The organism is Pseudodesulfovibrio alkaliphilus (assembly GCF_009729555.1).
GTDB lineage: Bacteria > Desulfobacterota > Desulfovibrionia > Desulfovibrionales > Desulfovibrionaceae > Pseudodesulfovibrio > Pseudodesulfovibrio alkaliphilus.
Window position 1 is genome coordinate 189,759 of record NZ_WODC01000006.1, and the last position, 14,414, is coordinate 204,172.

Consider the following 14,414-nt stretch of genomic DNA (forward strand, 5'->3'; position numbering starts at 1 on the left):
GAGACGCCATGAGCAAGAACAACAAACCCGACTTCTTCGACAAGCCGAAAACCCGGCGTATGCTCTGGGCGCTGCTGTGGGCCGCCTGCGGGCTGAGCCTCGTGGCGCAGTTCTTCGCCTCGCCCGAGCCGCATTTCGGCTTTGACGGTTTTCTGGGCTTCAACGCCTTGTTCGGTTTCGCCTGCGTCGTGGCGCTGGTCCTGGCGGGCCGGGGACTCGGCTTCATCCTGAAGAGGGATACGAACTACTATGATGACTAACATGCACCCGTTATTCGCTTATCTGGGAGCGGTCGCCCTGATCCCGATCTTCACCGGGGTCTGGCGCAACAGAATGGTGCTGGCCGCTGCGCTCTTCGGTCTTTTCGTCGTCCACAGTCTCCCGGAAGGACTGACGGCTACGGCCAGCTTTCTGGGCCACGAGCTGACGCTCTTTCGTGTGGACGCCCTCAGCAGGATGTTTGGCTACATTTTCTGCCTGAACTCGGTCTTCGCCTTTCTCTTCGCCTACAAGCTGGTGGATGTGCGTCAGCAACTGGCGGCCCTGTGCTACATCGGCTCGGCCGTGGGGGCTGTCTTCGCGGGCGACCTGATCACCCTGTATGTATTCTGGGAGGTCATGGCTGTGGCTTCGACCTTCCTCATCCTTGCGCGTAAGACCACGCTTTCGTCCGGGGCGGGTTTCCGCTATGTGCTCGTCCATCTGTTCGGCGGGCTGTGCATGCTGGCGGGCATCATCGTCCATGTCCAGGCCACAGGCTCCATTGCCCTGACTTCTCTGGCCCCGAACCTTGGCGGCTGGCTCATCCTGGCGGGCGTACTCATCAACGTCTCTGCCTTTCCCTTTGCCCGCTGGCTCTCGGAGTCCTACCCCGAAGCCACGGTCACAGGCGGCGTGATCCTCTCGGCTTATACCACCAAGACCGCGGTGTACGTCCTGCTTCGCTCCTTTCCCGGTTGGGAGGTTCTCATCGTGGTTGGCTGCGTCATGGCCGTCTACGGTATCATCTATGCGATACTCGAAAACGACATGCGCCGCATTCTGGCCTTCTCCATAACGAACCAGGCCGGATTCATGGTTGTGGGCGCGGGCATCGGCACGGCCCTGTCCATCAACGGCGCGGCGGCCCACGCCTTTTGCAGCATCCTCTACACCTCGCTTTTGTGGATGTCCGCGGGGGCTGTGCTGGCGGCTACGGGCAAGAGCAAGTGCACCGAGCTTGGCGGTCTGCACAAGGCCATGCCGCTGACGTTGCTTTTGGGCTTCATCGGAGCCCTGACCATCTCGTCGTTCCCCGGTACTGCGGGGTTCACCAGCAAGACCATGATTCTCCAGGCCGCGGCAAACGAGCATTTGCTCTGGGTGCTGCTGGTCCTTGAGGTGGCCTCGGCGGGCGTGTTCCTCCACGCGGGCCTCAAGTATCCGTTCTTTGTCTTTTTCAGCAAAGACAGCGGACTGCGGCCGCCCGAGGCGCCCAGGCACATGCTGTTGTCCATGGGCGGGCTCGCCTTCCTGTGCCTTTTGATCGGCGTGTATCCGCAACCGCTGTACGCTATGCTGCCCTTTGATCCGGCCGGGTTCGACGCCTACAAGGCGGGCAAGCTGGTAGGGCATATGCAGTTGCTCCTGTTCTCGGCGGCGGCTTTCTTCGTCATGCTGCCGCTGCTTAGGAACACCGACACCGTCACCCTTGACGCCGACTGGTTTTACCGGCGCGGGGGAAGCCTGTTTTACCGGGCCGTGTCTGCCGTCTTCAACGGTCTCAACGAAGTGTCGGCCAAGGCGGCCGGAGGTTTTGTCCACGGTTTTGCCGAGTTCTGCCGTAAGATTCCAGAGAGGGTGCTGCTGGTCGTCACCAGTCTCAATCCGGATTCCTTCGGCTCCGGCAGGGCCAACTCCGCCTTGCGTTTGAAGCAGATCAGGGAATCCCTCGACGCCGCGGCCCTGCCCGTTGGCGGCTCCCTTGTCGCCGTTACCCTCGGACTGGCTGTTCTCCTGGCTCTGGTCCTGTAATCACTCTGGAGGTTCAATCATGAAAGCGCTCAATAGCAGCCAGTTCCATATTCTTGAAAACGTGGCCGACGAGGTGGTCGAGCGCCTGCGGCGGGAGGTGCAGCCCAGGGATCTCGCCAAGGGGGAGGTGGTCTACCAGAAGGGGGACCCCTCGGATGATTTCTATTTCCTGGTGAGTGGCAAGGCGCAGCTTCAGGTGGAGAACGAGGAGGGCGTGACCGTGATTCTCGGCATCCTCAAGGTGGGGTATTGCTTCGGCATAACAGCTCTTTTTCCGAATACGCCGCGTCAGCACACCGTGGTTTGCGACGGGCCGTGCCGCGTGGCCGTCATCCCTGGACACGATCTGCGGGCCATCATGGAGACCGAGGGCGGGATCGGCCTGCCGCTGCTGTGGAACCTTTTCAAGTTGATCAAGGACAGGCTCGACCTGCGCACCGATCAGCTGGTGCGCGTACTCTCCACGCACCCGGACCTGAGCAAGGTCCGCGTATAAGCCGCGGTCACGGACCGGGCGGGTGCATCCTCCGGTGAGACCTCATGAACGCGCTGATCATCGAGAACGAGCAAAGCCTGACCCGCACCCTGGGGCGTCTGCTTGAAAGCGAGGGCTACGAGGTCGTCATCGCCCATTCCGGGGAGGAGGGGTTCTTTCTCGCCAACGAGGCGGTCTTTGACGTGGTCCTGCTGGATGTCTCGCTGCCGGGACGCGGCGGGCTGGCGGTGCTGCGGATGCTGCGGCGGCGGGGCATCGGCTCGCCGGTCATCCTCATGTCCGACAGCAACGCGGTGGAGGACACCGTGGCCGGGCTCGACACCGGGGCCGACGACTATCTGGTTAAGCCCTTTGCCCCGGCCGAACTGCTTGCCCGCATACGGGCGGTAACGCGGCGCGGCTGGGCCGAACAGGCGCTGCTGCTGACCTGCGGCGACCTAACCATGGATGTGATCACCCGCATCGTGACCCGGGGCGGCCGGACCATCAGCCTCACCGCCCGCGAGTTCGATCTGCTCGAATACCTCATGCGCCACAAGGGGCGCGCCGTGTCTCGCGACATGCTCGTGCGCGACATTTGGCAGGAGGACTCCCGGGCGAATAATCTGGACAACGTCATCGACGTGCATGTGGCCCGCATCAGGAAGAAAATCGACCACGGGCATAGCGTCAAGCTGCTCCACACCCTGCGCGGGGTGGGCTTTCAGCTCAAGAATCCCTGATCCCCTTTATTCTCCTATTGTCATGCGGGGATACATCCCCCGCTCAGGCCCGGACTGGAAGGGCTGGAGAATGTTGTAGCAGGCATCCTGAATCTGCTGGGCGTGGCCGCGTGTACCCTTTGTGCCGTCGTAGTAGGCTCCGTTGGCTTCGAGGATGTGCTCGATGCGTACCTTGAAGGCATCCACGAACGCCTTGCCGTTGCCCGTGAAGGTCATGCTGCCCAAGGCCAGATGGTCTGCCCTTGCCATGTCGTCGAGGTCCAGACACTGCGTTGAGAGGTCCGTCTGCCGGGTGATCAGGCCCCATACCAGCGAGTTGTCCGGGATGGCAATGGGTTCATCGGAGTCGATGATGGTGTGGGGCATGACGATGGAGTTGCGGCCCACGGTGATGTGCTCGGGCTTTCTGCCGTTGAGGAAGGCGTTGAAGCCCACAAAGACATTCTTTGCGAGGTGGGTGTTGATCACCTTGGCTCCGTGGGCGGTGATGTCGAATCCGTCATAGATCGAGTTTGAGATGTGGCAGTTCTCCTGGGCGTTGGAGCCTTTGCCCATGACAGAGTTTTCGATGTGGACGCGCTGGGCCACCAGGGCGTTGTCGCCGATGACGCAATCTCCCTTGAGCACGGAGTATGGGCTGACGTAGGAATCGCGCCCCTTGCCCTCGAAGGGTTCGGGCCATACGGCGGAATAGAGGGGCACGAAGTCCTGCTCCCGCCTTGAGGTATGCTCGAAGAATTCACCCGAGAGAGTGCCGTTTTCGTCCATGGAGACATATTTGCGCAGCACGTCGCGGGGAAAGAGGTAGTTGAACTCGAAAACTCCCTTGTGGCGGACCCAGACGCGGCCCGGTTCGATGACCTGCCGCGAGACGCCGTCGGCCTGGACATAGGCGAATTCGCCCACCACGCAGTTGTGGATGTAGGCGAAGTCAACGGTGGCGAAGGGGCCGAGAAACACGCTCTCCGTGGTGGTGCCGTGGATATTGGAGTAGTGCATGGCCACGGTGTTGAGAATTTTAAAAATCTCTGGAATTTCAGGATTCTTGGAGTGGTTGTGGACCAGGGTTTTGACCAGGTAGCTGTTGAGGATACGGATGACCTCGTCGTTGAAGAGCCGGGTCTTGATGCCGCCAAACTCCACCACATCTCCTTTGCGCTTGAGTTCGTCGCCGCGGATGTCGCTCTTGTAGAGCACCGAGTTTTCCACCAGGGTCCGGCCCAGGAAATAGGTGCCGCCGAGGCTGGAATTGATGAAGCGGAAGCTTACGGGGTGGTCGTTGGTCAGGGCGTAGAAGGCGTAGAAGAGCAGGTGCCTTTCCCTTGGGATGGCGTTTTTCAGGATGGGCACCACATTGATGCCCATGTGTCCGAGGTTGACGTTGACCCTCGCGGCGATGTGTTCAAGCAACTCTTCGAGTCTTTCCATCTGATGCGGTCCTCATTTTTTTGATTGGTGGCGGGGTGGGGCAGGCGGATACGTCGGGGCGGATCAACGCGTCATGCGTCGGCGTACGACGGGCTTCGCCAGCCTACCCTTTGCGGTAGGGAATACTATACCCTCTCTCAGAGGTCGAGATTATTCGGCGGCGCGGACCCGCCGGGGGGACGGCCGGTCCATCATATGTCTTCGCAGTTTTTTTCGCCCTTGGGCAGGCTGGCCATGCGCGCCTCGTGAATGCCCACGAGCCAGTAGCTGGCGCCTAAGGCGAGGATGACCGCTCCCAGGGCGTAGACCTCGGCGTGTCCGTAGACGCTGAAGTCGAGGACGATGACCTTTCGCGCCGCTGCCATGAGGGCCGTGGAGATGACCAGCTTGAGATGGATCATCTTGTATTCGAGATAAATGACGATGTTGGCGAATATTTCGATGGCGATGAGCACCGCCATGAAGGCCCCGAAGGTCGCCAGAATGTCGTTGATGTTGAGCAGGAACATCGGCGGCGACATCAGCCGCTGATAGAGCACCCAGATCACGTCAAGAATGCCCCAGAAGATAACCAGGGTCATGAGAACCGCCAACATCCTGACCGACAGACGGATGAGCTTCCACAATCGGTTGACCATGGGATCATTGAGGGAGTCCTTGCATTGTTTGCTGTCGAAGAAGAACATGAATCACCTGCCTTGGTGTCGCTGCTTCATGGTTGGCGGCTGGGGGGTATCATTGTCACGCTTACAGGTCGCCGGGGCTTTGTCAACATCGGTCTCAGGAGAGGTCCCGGTTCTTTTCCGCTTGATCGGGGCATTTTGAGCCGTCATGCGTTCGTCATGGGTTTGTTGCTTGACGGGACCGGGGGGATCGGTACACTACAATGGTCCGAGCCCTGTGCATGGTGACGGGGCGTCACAGCCACGGAGGACCCATGGTAACATTCGACAAGCACTGGCATCACCTGGAAGGGGACGAGGTCGCCGCCCTATTGTCCGTTGACCCCAAGGCGGGGCTCGACCAATTCGAGACCGAGCAGCGGAGCAAGCGTTACGGCGAGAACGTCATCACCGGCAAGCGGGTCAAGACCCCGTTTGAGCGGTTCATGCTCCAGTTTCACCAACCGCTGGTCTACATTCTGGTGGTGGCCGGATTGGTCACGGCGATTCTCGGCGAATGGGTGGATTCGTCGGTGATCATGGCCGTGGTGCTGGTCAACGCCCTGGTTGGGTATTTTCAGGAGGCCAAGGCTCTTAAGGCGCTGCAATCCCTTTCGGCCAGCATGCGGGTGGAGGCTCTGGTTCTGCGGGCTGGCGAGCAGGTGCGTCTGCCCGCTTCCGCCCTGGTGCCGGGAGATGTGGTCCTGTTGCGTTCAGGTGACAAGGTGCCCGCGGACATGCGCGTTTTCTCCGAGCGTGAACTGCGCATCGACGAGTCCACCTTGACCGGCGAGTCCGTGCCCGTGGAAAAGAACGCGGCGCCAAGCCCCAAGGACGCGGTGCTGGCCGATCGTCACTGCATGGCCTATGCGGGCACATTGGTCAGTTACGGCCAGGGGCGCGGCGTGGTGGTGGGCACCGGCAACTATACCGAGATCGGGCGCATATCCGGCCTGATTGATTCGGCTGACGAGCTTGAAACGCCTCTGACGCGCAAGATTGCCAAGTTCAGCCACATGCTGCTCATCGCCATCCTGATTCTGGCTGCGGTGACCATGGTGCTGGGTCTGATCCGCTCCGAGCCCCTGGAGGAGATGTTCATGGCGGCCGTGGCCTTGGCCGTGGGGGCCATTCCCGAGGGATTGCCCGCGGCGGTGACCATCATCCTGGCCATGGGCGTGTCGCGCATGGCCGGGCGCAAGGCGGTCATTCGCAAGCTGCCCGCAGTGGAGACCCTGGGCGGAACCACTGTCATCTGCTCGGACAAGACCGGCACGCTCACCGAGAATCAGATGACCGTGCAGAGCGTCTACAGTGGCGGCACACTCTTCGATGTGTCGGGTATCGGTTACGGCAGCGAGGGCGAGGTGACGGCCCGGGAAGGCGTTGACGCCAGGGAGAGCCAGGCGCTGGCGGAATGCCTGCGGGCCGGGCTGCTTTGCAACGATGCGCGTATCCGCTCGCGGGATGGCCAGTTGTACGTCGAGGGTGATCCTACCGAAGGGGCGTTGGTGGTGGCTGCCGCCAAGCTCGGCATGACCCTGGAGACCGAGGCCCCGCAGCGTCCGCGCATTGACGAACTGCCCTTCGAGTCCGAGTGGCGGTACATGGCCACATTGCACGAAACGGGCGATGGCGCGGTTGTCTATATGAAAGGGGCCGTGGAAAAGATTCTTGAATGCTGCTCCGGGGCCATGATGGCCGATGGGTCCAACGGTCCCCTTGATGCGGACGGCATTATCGAGGTGCAGCGTACCCTGGCAGCCCAGGGGTTGCGGGTACTGGCCCTGGCGCGAAATATCCTGCCCGGCAAGGAGAGGCTCAAGCGCGAGAAGGCGTGCATGGGAATGGAATTTCTCGGTCTGCAGGGGATGATAGACCCGCCTCGGGAGGAGGCGGTCAAGGCCGTGGCCGCCTGCCAGAAGGCGGGAGTGAAGGTCAAGATGATTACCGGCGACCATGCCCTTACGGCCGAGGCCATCGGCAAGATGCTCGGCCTGCGCGGCACAAGCTGCACCCTGGGCGAGGACTGCCCGATACTCACCGGAAGCGACATAGCCGAATTGAGCGACAAACAACTCATTGAGCGGGTGGCCGATGTGCCTGTCTTCGCCCGGGTCTCGCCCGAGCAGAAGCTGCGTCTGGTCATGGCCCTGCAAGCTCGCGGCGAGGTCTGCGCCATGACCGGCGACGGCGTCAACGACGCCCCGGCGCTCAAGCAGGCGGATATCGGCATTGCCATGGGCATCAACGGCACCGAGGTGGCCAAGGAGGCGTCGGACATGATCCTCACCGACGACAATTTCGCCACCATCACCGCGGCCGTGGAGGAAGGGCGCGGCGTGTACGCCAACCTTATCAAGTTCATCGCCTGGACACTGCCCACCAACGCGGGCGAAGGGTTGGTCATCCTCACGGCCATCCTCTTCCAGACAGCGCTGCCCATCCTGCCCGTGCAGATACTGTGGATCAACATGACCACTGCGGTCTGCCTGGGCATGACTCTGGCCTTCGAGCCCAAGGAGCCGGGTATCATGGACCGTCCGCCCCACAAGCCGGACAGGCCCATCCTCGACAGGGTGGTGCTGCGGCGCATCGGTATGGTCAGCCTGATGCTGCTCCTCTTCGCCTTCGGCCTTTTCAAGTGGGAGCTACTCAGCGGAGCCAGCCCGGAAAAGGCGCGGACCATCGCGGTCAACGTCTTCGTGGTCATCGAGGCATTCTACCTCTTCAACGCCCGCTCGTTCCGGCGTTCGCCCTTTGAGCTGGGGCTCGGGACCAACCTCTGGGTGGTGGGCGGCTTTGCTCTCATGATGGTGCTGCAACTGCTCTTCACCTACCTCCCGTTCATGAACAACCTGTTCTCGACAGCGCCCATCGGCCTGTTCGACTGGGTCAAGATCGCCCTGTGCGGTATGGTCGTGTTCTTGATTGTGGAGTACGACAAGCGACGCGTCGGCTCCGACGTGTGATGCCAAGGCGGCCGCTCTTACCAGGGCGGCCGCCTTTGCTTGATCCCGGGTCGTCGGATGGTTCGTGATGTTGTGCGGAACAGGATAACCCTACGCCTTGAAGGAGAGAATCAATGGAAAAGGTGCTTTTCATCTGCGTCCACAACAGCGCCCGCAGCCAGATGGCCGAGGCGTATCTGAACATGTTCGGTCAGGACGATTTTCTGGCCGAAAGCGCGGGCTTTGAGCCCACATCCGTCAATCCGCTGGTGGTGGAGGTGATGAAGGAGGAAGGCGTGGATCTGAGTGCCAAAGAGACCCGCTCGGCCTTTGACCTTTTCCGGGAGGGACGGATGTACTCCCACGTCATCACCGTATGCAACGACGATCATGAGGCCCGTTGCCCGGTGTATCCCGGCGTGGTCAACCGCATCCACATCCCCTTTGCCGATCCGGCAGGGATGCGGGGGACCCGTGAGGAGCAGCTGAGCCGGATCCGGGAGCTTCGCGACGAGATCAAGGCGGCCGTGAAAGAGTTCGTGGCCTGGGTCCGCGAGGGCGCGGAGGGCGACTTCGCCAAACGTATCGGCAGATAGCCGGGCTTTCGCGGCCGCCGGCTTTTTCAGGCTGTTTTCTGTCCGGGATAGCCACTGGTCGGCGTGTATGGTACCCAGAGATTGACCAGTGATCCTATGTTCACGAGTTCATACATCAAGGAGGCAGATCATGTCTGAAAACAAACCTGTGGGTTGCGCCAGACCCACCGGAGGGCCGGTGGGCGCACCGGCCCCCGATGTCGGCAGGGAATCGGCTCAATCACCCGTCATGCAGCAAGGAGCGAGACCCATGATCCAGGTTGGCAGGAAAGCACCAGATTTCGTTGCTCCCGCGTACTTCAAAGGCGAGTTCTCCTCTGTCCGCCTTTCGGACTATTTGGGCAAATGGGTGGTGCTTTGCTTCTATCCGGGCGACTTCACCTTTGTCTGAGCCACAGAGATTTCGGCGGTCGCCGAGAAGCATGAGGCTTTCGAGAAGCTGGGAGTGCAGGTGCTGCCCATGAGCACGGACAGCATGTTCGTTCACAAGATGTGGGTGGACCAGGAGCTGGCCAGGATGGTCACGGCCAAGACTATCCCCTTTCCTATGCTCTCTGACGCTGGCGGCAAGGTCGGCCAGATTTACGGCGTCTACGACGAGGATAACGGCGTGGATGTCCGGGGGCGGTTCCTCATCGACCCTGACGGCGTCGTTATGGGGTATGAGGTGCTCGCGCCTCCGGTCGGCCGCAACATCCTGGAAAGTCTGAGGCAGATTGAGGCTTTCCAGCTGGTACGTGCCACTCAGGGTGGTCAGGCCACTCCTTCGGGCTGGCGGACGGGCAAGCAGACCCTCAGCCCCCGGCCGGAGTTGGTGGGCAAGGTGTGGGAGGAATGGAGAGTGGGCTTGGCCTTCGACGAATAACCCGCAGCGCCTGCCCGGTGCGGGGGAGTGCGGATCACCGCTCTTTGCCGCGCCTTGGGCAGATGCAGGACCGGATTTACGGATTGACAGGCCTTGCTTTGACGAATAGTGTCTGCGCGTAGACTTAATCAAAAAGGGACGACGCATGGTGCAGACAGACAGGGCCGCACGGATTTTCAAGGTGCTCTCTGTGGAGACTCGGCTTCGGCTCATCGGGTTGCTCGGGCAGCGTTGCCTGTGCGTCAATGCCCTGGCCCGCCAGCTCAGCGTGACCCCGGCCGCCGTGTCGCAGCATCTGCGGGTGTTGCGTGATGCGGAGGTGGTCATTGCCGACAAGCGGGGCTACCATGTCCACTATCGACTCAACACCGACACCCTGGCCGAGTGGGCGTCTGTCGCCCGACAAGCGTTGGAGGCCGGTGCCTCGGACGCTCCCGGCCTGATTCTGAAACCCTTTGGGGAGCAGGAGTGATGAGATCTTGCGCCCTTTTTTTTGCTGACGGAGAAAGTGTATGCGCGGAGACTTTATTATTCAGCCCGCTGACGGTCGTTTGACGGAAGGCCGGTCATGAGCGTCGCACATGGAGCATGTCCGACGACCGGGATGGCGCCTGCCGGTGCTGGCGGAGCCAGCGTGGAGGTGCGTGGGCTGGCCAAGCGGTTCGGCGAGGTGCAGGCGGTCAGACAGGTGGATTTCTCGGTGGAGCCCGGGGAGTTGTTCGGGTTTCTCGGCCCCAACGGCGCGGGCAAGACCACGACCATCAATATGCTTACCGGGTTGGCCCGGCCGGATGCGGGGTCCATCGTCATTGACGGCATTGATTGCGTCGGACGGCCCAGGGCGGCCCAGCATCTCATCGGCGTGGTCCCTGACGAGAGCAATCTGTCCCCGGAGATGACCGGCTTTGACAATCTCTGCTTCTGCGCAGCCCTCTACGGCATACGTAAGGCCCAGCGGCGCGAGCGGGCGAGAGAGCTGCTCGACGTGTTCGGCCTGGGCAAAGCGGCCGACCGCAAATTTGGCGGATATTCCAAGGGGATGAAGCGCAAGCTGACCATCGCTGCCGGGATGATCCACAGGCCGAGGATTCTCTTCCTCGATGAGCCAACCACGGGCATTGACGTGGCAAGCGCCCGCCAGTTGCGGCAACTCGTCGCCGACCTGCATGCCGACGGCACCACTGTGTTTCTGACTACCCACTACATTGAGGAGGCGGAACGGCTGTGCGATCGCATCGCCTTTATCGTCGCGGGGCGAATCGTGCGGGTCGATACCGTGGCCGACCTGGTGCAGCCTGTGATGGATAGCCATGTGGTCCGCATCGTTTGCGGCAACGGCACGGGCTGCGGACTGGGTGACGGCAGAAACGGCGGCATTGACGCCAGGCTGGCAGAGGCCTTCCCCCATCTGCGCTTCTCGTTTCCGACCGATGGGGACATCCGTGTCGAGGGCGATGGTCCGGTGCGGGTGGGCCCGTTGGTGCGCCTTCTTGAGGACCAGGGGATCGAGGTGGCCGAGGCGAGGCGAGTCAGGCCAAGCCTGGAGGACGTGTTTGTCGCCATCACCGGCATCGAGGCCGAGGCCATGCGCGGCGACAAGGAAAAGCCGGGAGGCCCGCGATGAACCGATGGATCGCTTTTTGGAATATTCTGCTCAAGGACATGCGGACGTATTACATGAAGCCGCCCAACATCAGCTGGGGGTTGCTCTTTCCCCTGGCCTGGACCGCGATGTTCTTCATCCGTTCCGGCAGCGGCTTGGAGAGTGTGCCCGCCGTGCTGCCCGGGGTGGTGGCCGTGTCCATTCTCTTCGGTACAACGTCCATGCTGGCGGTGACCGTGACCTTCGAGAAGAAGAACCGATCGTTTGAGCGGTTGCTGCTTGCGCCCATGCCCTTTGAACTGCTCATGCTGGCCAAGACGGGCGGGGCGATCCTCTTTGGCATGGCCAATGCGTTTGTGCCGGTGGTCATGGCCGCCTTTCTTATGGATCTCTCGGCCGTGAACTGGCCTGTCTTCGTTGTGGCCGTGGTGCTTCTTGCCGTGGTTTCGGCCTTTCTTGGTCTGTTCATCGCCGTGGCCGTGAGCGAGGTGTTCGAGGCCCAGACCTTTTCCAACTTCTTCCGTTTCCCCATGATATTCCTATGCGGGCTGTTCTTTCCTGTCAGCGGGCTGCCCGTGCTGCTCAAGCCTCTGGCCTACGCCCTGCCCCTGACCTACGGAGCCGACGCCCTCCACGGCGCAGTGCATGGCGGACACATGCTGCCCTATGCGGTGGACCTGACTGCGCTGGCAGCGTTCTGTGTCTTCCTGTTCCTTCTCAGTCTGCGCAACATCAGGCGGCGCTGGATAGCCTGATTACGGGCGGTTTGGCGCGGCAGCCACCCCGGAGTATTTGCAAAGCCCATTCTGGCAGGTCGTGGGGGAAGGTTTGATTGCCTGGCCCGAAACAATGGCAAGCCCTTCGCGTATGGACAATACGCGAAGGGCTTCCTTGTTTGGCGGCGGCTCAGATCAGAACCGCTCGAACTCGTCCGTTTTGTCTGTTTGGCTGCCTTTGGTCTCTGTGCCTTGGGCTGCTGGCAGCGATCTGGCCGGGGCGATCTTTGGGGACTGCCCGCAGGCGCGGATGGCGTCCTCAAGCCGGAAGAAGCTGATGCTCGTCTTCAGATCCTGGGATCGCGAGAAGAGATGCGTGGCTGTGGACGCCATCTGCTCCGATGTCGAGGCATTCTGCTGGACCTGCAAGTCCGACTCCTGAAGGGCCTTGCTCACCTGTGCCACTCCGGCGTTCTGTTCGCTGGTGGCCGCCGATATTTCATGGATAAGCTCGGCCGTGCTCTGGATGTCCGGCACCATCTTCCTGAGCAGTTCGGCCGCTTCTTCGGCCACAGTCACACTGGAGGAAGAGAGCTCGCTGATGCCCGAGGCCGCACCGCCGCTGCGTTCGGCCAGCTTGCGTACCTCGGCTGCCACCACGGCGAAGCCCTTGCCCGCCTCTCCGGCCCTGGCCGCCTCGATGGCAGCGTTGAGCGCCAGCAAATTGGTCTGTCGCGCTATTTCCTCGATGATGCCGATTTCATCCGCGATCTTTTTCATCGCCTCCAGGGTGCGGGCCACAGCCTTGCCGCCGGTTTCGGCGTTGTGCGCCGCCGTGGTGGCGACCTTCTCCGTCTTGTGGGCGATCTCGGCCGTTTGCTGGATGCTGGAGGAGATTTGTTCCATGCTGGCGGATATTTCCTCAATGCCCGCCGCCTGCTCCGTGGCCCCTTGGGAGACGGTCTCGCTCGCCGTGGCGAACTGGCGGCAGCCGTCGGCCACATCGGTGGTTATTTCCTGTACGTCGCGGATGGTGTCTGTCAGCTTTTCGCGCATCTCCTTCATGGCCGTGAGGATGATGCCCATTTCGTCGCGCCTGTCCTGGCAGTCTATTTCGCCAAGATCGCCCTGGGAAATGCGGGAGGCGATGGAGGCGCATTCCCGGATGGGCTCCATGACCGACTTTTGCAAGACCCACAGGACAATGAGGATGGGCGAGACCACTACCACGAGCAGAATTGCCCCGATGATCCACATGACCGTGGCGACCATGGCCTGCTGGTGGGAGATGTCCATAGCCATGACAATGGTGCCGATCACCGCGCCCCGGTAGTCTTGAACAGGGAATGCACCCAGGGCCTTGTCGCCCTGCACGGTGATGACCGTGGCGGCTGACCCTCTGAGGAGCAGGTCGCTGGTGACCAGCTCCCGGGCCTCGGTGTTGTCCTGGCCGTAGATGAGCACGAAGCGGTTGTCGCGGACGGGATTTTTGGCCGGGTCGCGCAGCATGGTGGTGATGGGCAGCAGTTCGGACTCCATGTAAAGCAGGGTGTGCATGTTGCCTGAGGACTCCATGCCCCGGAGAATGCCGTCGAAGTCGATGAGCACTTCCACGGACCCCAGATGGGTTTCATCCGGCCCTGTGACAGGGGCAAGCCCCCGGATGGTGAACCCGCCCCGGCCAGGCTCAATGCCAAGTACGGCCTTGCGGTTGCGGTTTACATCGATGACCGTGTTGCGGAAGCTTGAAAGATCGTCGGAAACGTCCATCCACTGGCCGTCGCGTCTGACTTGTTTCTCTCGCCACATGCGGGCGAGGCTGCGATTGGTGGGCAGATGGAAGTGAAGCTGGAACTTGCTGCCCATGGTGGCCTCGTAACCCTTCATGACCGAGGACAGGGAGCCACGCAGCATCTCTCTGGCTTTCTGGCCCATTGGATCGTTCTCGTCGTCCATGTTCCCCTGGTTGGCAACGGTATAGGCGTCAACCACGGCCTGCATGCGGCTGAACAAGGCCGCCTGTTCCAGAGCGCTTCCCGAAATCCGCAGGATGGATTGCCGGGCCTCGTCCACCTTGGCCTGGACGATCAGCGAGACAAAGGATTCTTCCAGCCTCTGGAATTGTGAGTTGAGCGTCAGATACCCGCCGATGACCATGACCAGCGCGACCACGAGCAGGGGGGTCAGTATTTTTGCACGAATACCCATCAGATACTCCTAGGTTTTCTTTTTCCGTTATTCTTGTGGGAGGCTTTGGTCCATTAGAACTTTCCCCTCCTGGGTGTATATGCGCCGCGTTGCCCTTCGTCGGAGCAAATAGCGCCAGGGGAAGGGGAGGCGCATATTTCCAGATGGAAAGGGC

At 61.4% G+C, this 14,414-nt stretch carries 13 protein-coding genes; 10 read left to right on the forward strand and 3 right to left on the reverse strand.

The window, feature by feature from the left end:
• Positions 1-8: 8 nt before the first annotated feature.
• The 4 genes from GKC30_RS10575 to GKC30_RS10590 are packed head-to-tail and all read left to right on the forward strand — an operon-like array spanning position 9 to position 3,231.
• Positions 9-260, forward strand: a complete 252-nt coding sequence (locus GKC30_RS10575) for a hypothetical protein (protein WP_155934694.1) — start codon at positions 9-11, stop codon at positions 258-260.
• A gap of 1 nt (position 261) precedes the next feature.
• Entirely contained in the window at positions 262-2,013 is a 1,752-nt protein-coding gene (locus GKC30_RS10580) for a Na(+)/H(+) antiporter subunit D (protein WP_231117131.1), read from the forward strand.
• Positions 2,014-2,032: 19 nt separating this feature from the next.
• Positions 2,033-2,509, forward strand: a complete 477-nt coding sequence (locus GKC30_RS10585; protein WP_155934696.1) for a Crp/Fnr family transcriptional regulator — start codon at positions 2,033-2,035, stop codon at positions 2,507-2,509.
• 44 nt (positions 2,510-2,553) lie between these two features.
• Positions 2,554-3,231, forward strand: coding sequence for a response regulator transcription factor (locus GKC30_RS10590; RefSeq protein ID WP_155934697.1), 678 nt, complete (start codon positions 2,554-2,556; stop codon positions 3,229-3,231).
• Positions 3,232-3,237: 6 nt separating this feature from the next.
• Here GKC30_RS10590 and GKC30_RS10595 read toward each other — a convergent pair whose 3' ends face one another.
• Together GKC30_RS10595 and GKC30_RS10600 are read right to left on the reverse strand one after the other, a co-directional pair.
• On the reverse strand, positions 3,238-4,659 hold the full coding sequence (locus GKC30_RS10595; protein ID WP_155934698.1) for a transferase: 1,422 nt from the start codon (positions 4,657-4,659) through the stop codon (positions 3,238-3,240).
• Positions 4,660-4,850: 191 nt separating this feature from the next.
• The gene (locus GKC30_RS10600; protein WP_155934699.1) at positions 4,851-5,345 is read right to left on the reverse strand and encodes a phosphate-starvation-inducible PsiE family protein; all 495 of its coding nucleotides are present in this window, start codon (positions 5,343-5,345) and stop codon (positions 4,851-4,853) included.
• Between the two features lie 251 nt (positions 5,346-5,596).
• Here GKC30_RS10600 and GKC30_RS10605 point away from each other — a divergent pair, with 251 nt between their 5' ends.
• The 6 genes from GKC30_RS10605 to GKC30_RS10635 all read left to right on the forward strand — a co-directional run bounded on the left by GKC30_RS10605 (position 5,597) and on the right by GKC30_RS10635 (position 12,091).
• Positions 5,597-8,293: a cation-transporting P-type ATPase gene (locus tag GKC30_RS10605; RefSeq protein ID WP_155934700.1), complete on the forward strand. Its 2,697-nt coding sequence runs from the start codon at positions 5,597-5,599 to the stop codon at positions 8,291-8,293.
• A gap of 113 nt (positions 8,294-8,406) precedes the next feature.
• A complete protein-coding gene (locus tag GKC30_RS10610) occupies positions 8,407-8,868 on the forward strand; it encodes an arsenate reductase ArsC (RefSeq protein WP_155934701.1) in 462 nt (153 codons plus the stop codon).
• A gap of 130 nt (positions 8,869-8,998) precedes the next feature.
• Positions 8,999-9,733, forward strand: a complete 735-nt coding sequence (gene prxU / locus GKC30_RS10620) for a thioredoxin-dependent peroxiredoxin (protein ID WP_269203833.1) — start codon at positions 8,999-9,001, stop codon at positions 9,731-9,733.
• A gap of 145 nt (positions 9,734-9,878) precedes the next feature.
• Positions 9,879-10,205, forward strand: coding sequence for an ArsR/SmtB family transcription factor (locus GKC30_RS10625; protein WP_155934704.1), 327 nt, complete (start codon positions 9,879-9,881; stop codon positions 10,203-10,205).
• A 96-nt stretch (positions 10,206-10,301) separates the two neighbouring features.
• On the forward strand, positions 10,302-11,357 hold the full coding sequence (locus tag GKC30_RS10630; RefSeq protein ID WP_231117132.1) for an ABC transporter ATP-binding protein: 1,056 nt from the start codon (positions 10,302-10,304) through the stop codon (positions 11,355-11,357).
• Positions 11,354-12,091 (forward strand): ABC transporter permease, encoded by a 738-nt coding sequence (locus GKC30_RS10635; RefSeq protein WP_155934705.1) that lies wholly within the window; start codon positions 11,354-11,356, stop codon positions 12,089-12,091. The genes GKC30_RS10630 and GKC30_RS10635 overlap by 4 nt, the downstream gene beginning before the upstream one ends.
• Before the next feature lie 156 nt (positions 12,092-12,247).
• On the opposite strand, the gene GKC30_RS10640 is transcribed toward GKC30_RS10635, so the two are convergent.
• A complete protein-coding gene (locus GKC30_RS10640; protein ID WP_155934706.1) occupies positions 12,248-14,260 on the reverse strand; it encodes a methyl-accepting chemotaxis protein in 2,013 nt (670 codons plus the stop codon).
• Positions 14,261-14,414: the final 154 nt, after the last annotated feature.

What these genes read in the sequence shown, in the direction of transcription:
- GKC30_RS10575 (WP_155934694.1), top strand. Translation starts at nt 9, where the DNA reads ATGAGCAAGAACAACAAACCCGACTTCTTCGACAAGCCGAAAACCCGG.
- GKC30_RS10580 (WP_231117131.1), top strand. Translation starts at nt 262, where the DNA reads ATGCACCCGTTATTCGCTTATCTGGGAGCGGTCGCCCTGATCCCGATC.
- GKC30_RS10585 (WP_155934696.1), top strand. Translation starts at nt 2,033, where the DNA reads ATGAAAGCGCTCAATAGCAGCCAGTTCCATATTCTTGAAAACGTGGCC.
- GKC30_RS10590 (WP_155934697.1), top strand. Translation starts at nt 2,554, where the DNA reads ATGAACGCGCTGATCATCGAGAACGAGCAAAGCCTGACCCGCACCCTG.
- GKC30_RS10595 (WP_155934698.1), bottom strand. Translation starts at nt 4,659, where the DNA reads ATGGAAAGACTCGAAGAGTTGCTTGAACACATCGCCGCGAGGGTCAAC.
- GKC30_RS10600 (WP_155934699.1), bottom strand. Translation starts at nt 5,345, where the DNA reads ATGTTCTTCTTCGACAGCAAACAATGCAAGGACTCCCTCAATGATCCC.
- GKC30_RS10605 (WP_155934700.1), top strand. Translation starts at nt 5,597, where the DNA reads ATGGTAACATTCGACAAGCACTGGCATCACCTGGAAGGGGACGAGGTC.
- GKC30_RS10610 (WP_155934701.1), top strand. Translation starts at nt 8,407, where the DNA reads ATGGAAAAGGTGCTTTTCATCTGCGTCCACAACAGCGCCCGCAGCCAG.
- GKC30_RS10625 (WP_155934704.1), top strand. Translation starts at nt 9,879, where the DNA reads ATGGTGCAGACAGACAGGGCCGCACGGATTTTCAAGGTGCTCTCTGTG.
- GKC30_RS10630 (WP_231117132.1), top strand. Translation starts at nt 10,302, where the DNA reads ATGAGCGTCGCACATGGAGCATGTCCGACGACCGGGATGGCGCCTGCC.
- GKC30_RS10635 (WP_155934705.1), top strand. Translation starts at nt 11,354, where the DNA reads ATGAACCGATGGATCGCTTTTTGGAATATTCTGCTCAAGGACATGCGG.
- GKC30_RS10640 (WP_155934706.1), bottom strand. Translation starts at nt 14,260, where the DNA reads ATGGGTATTCGTGCAAAAATACTGACCCCCCTGCTCGTGGTCGCGCTG.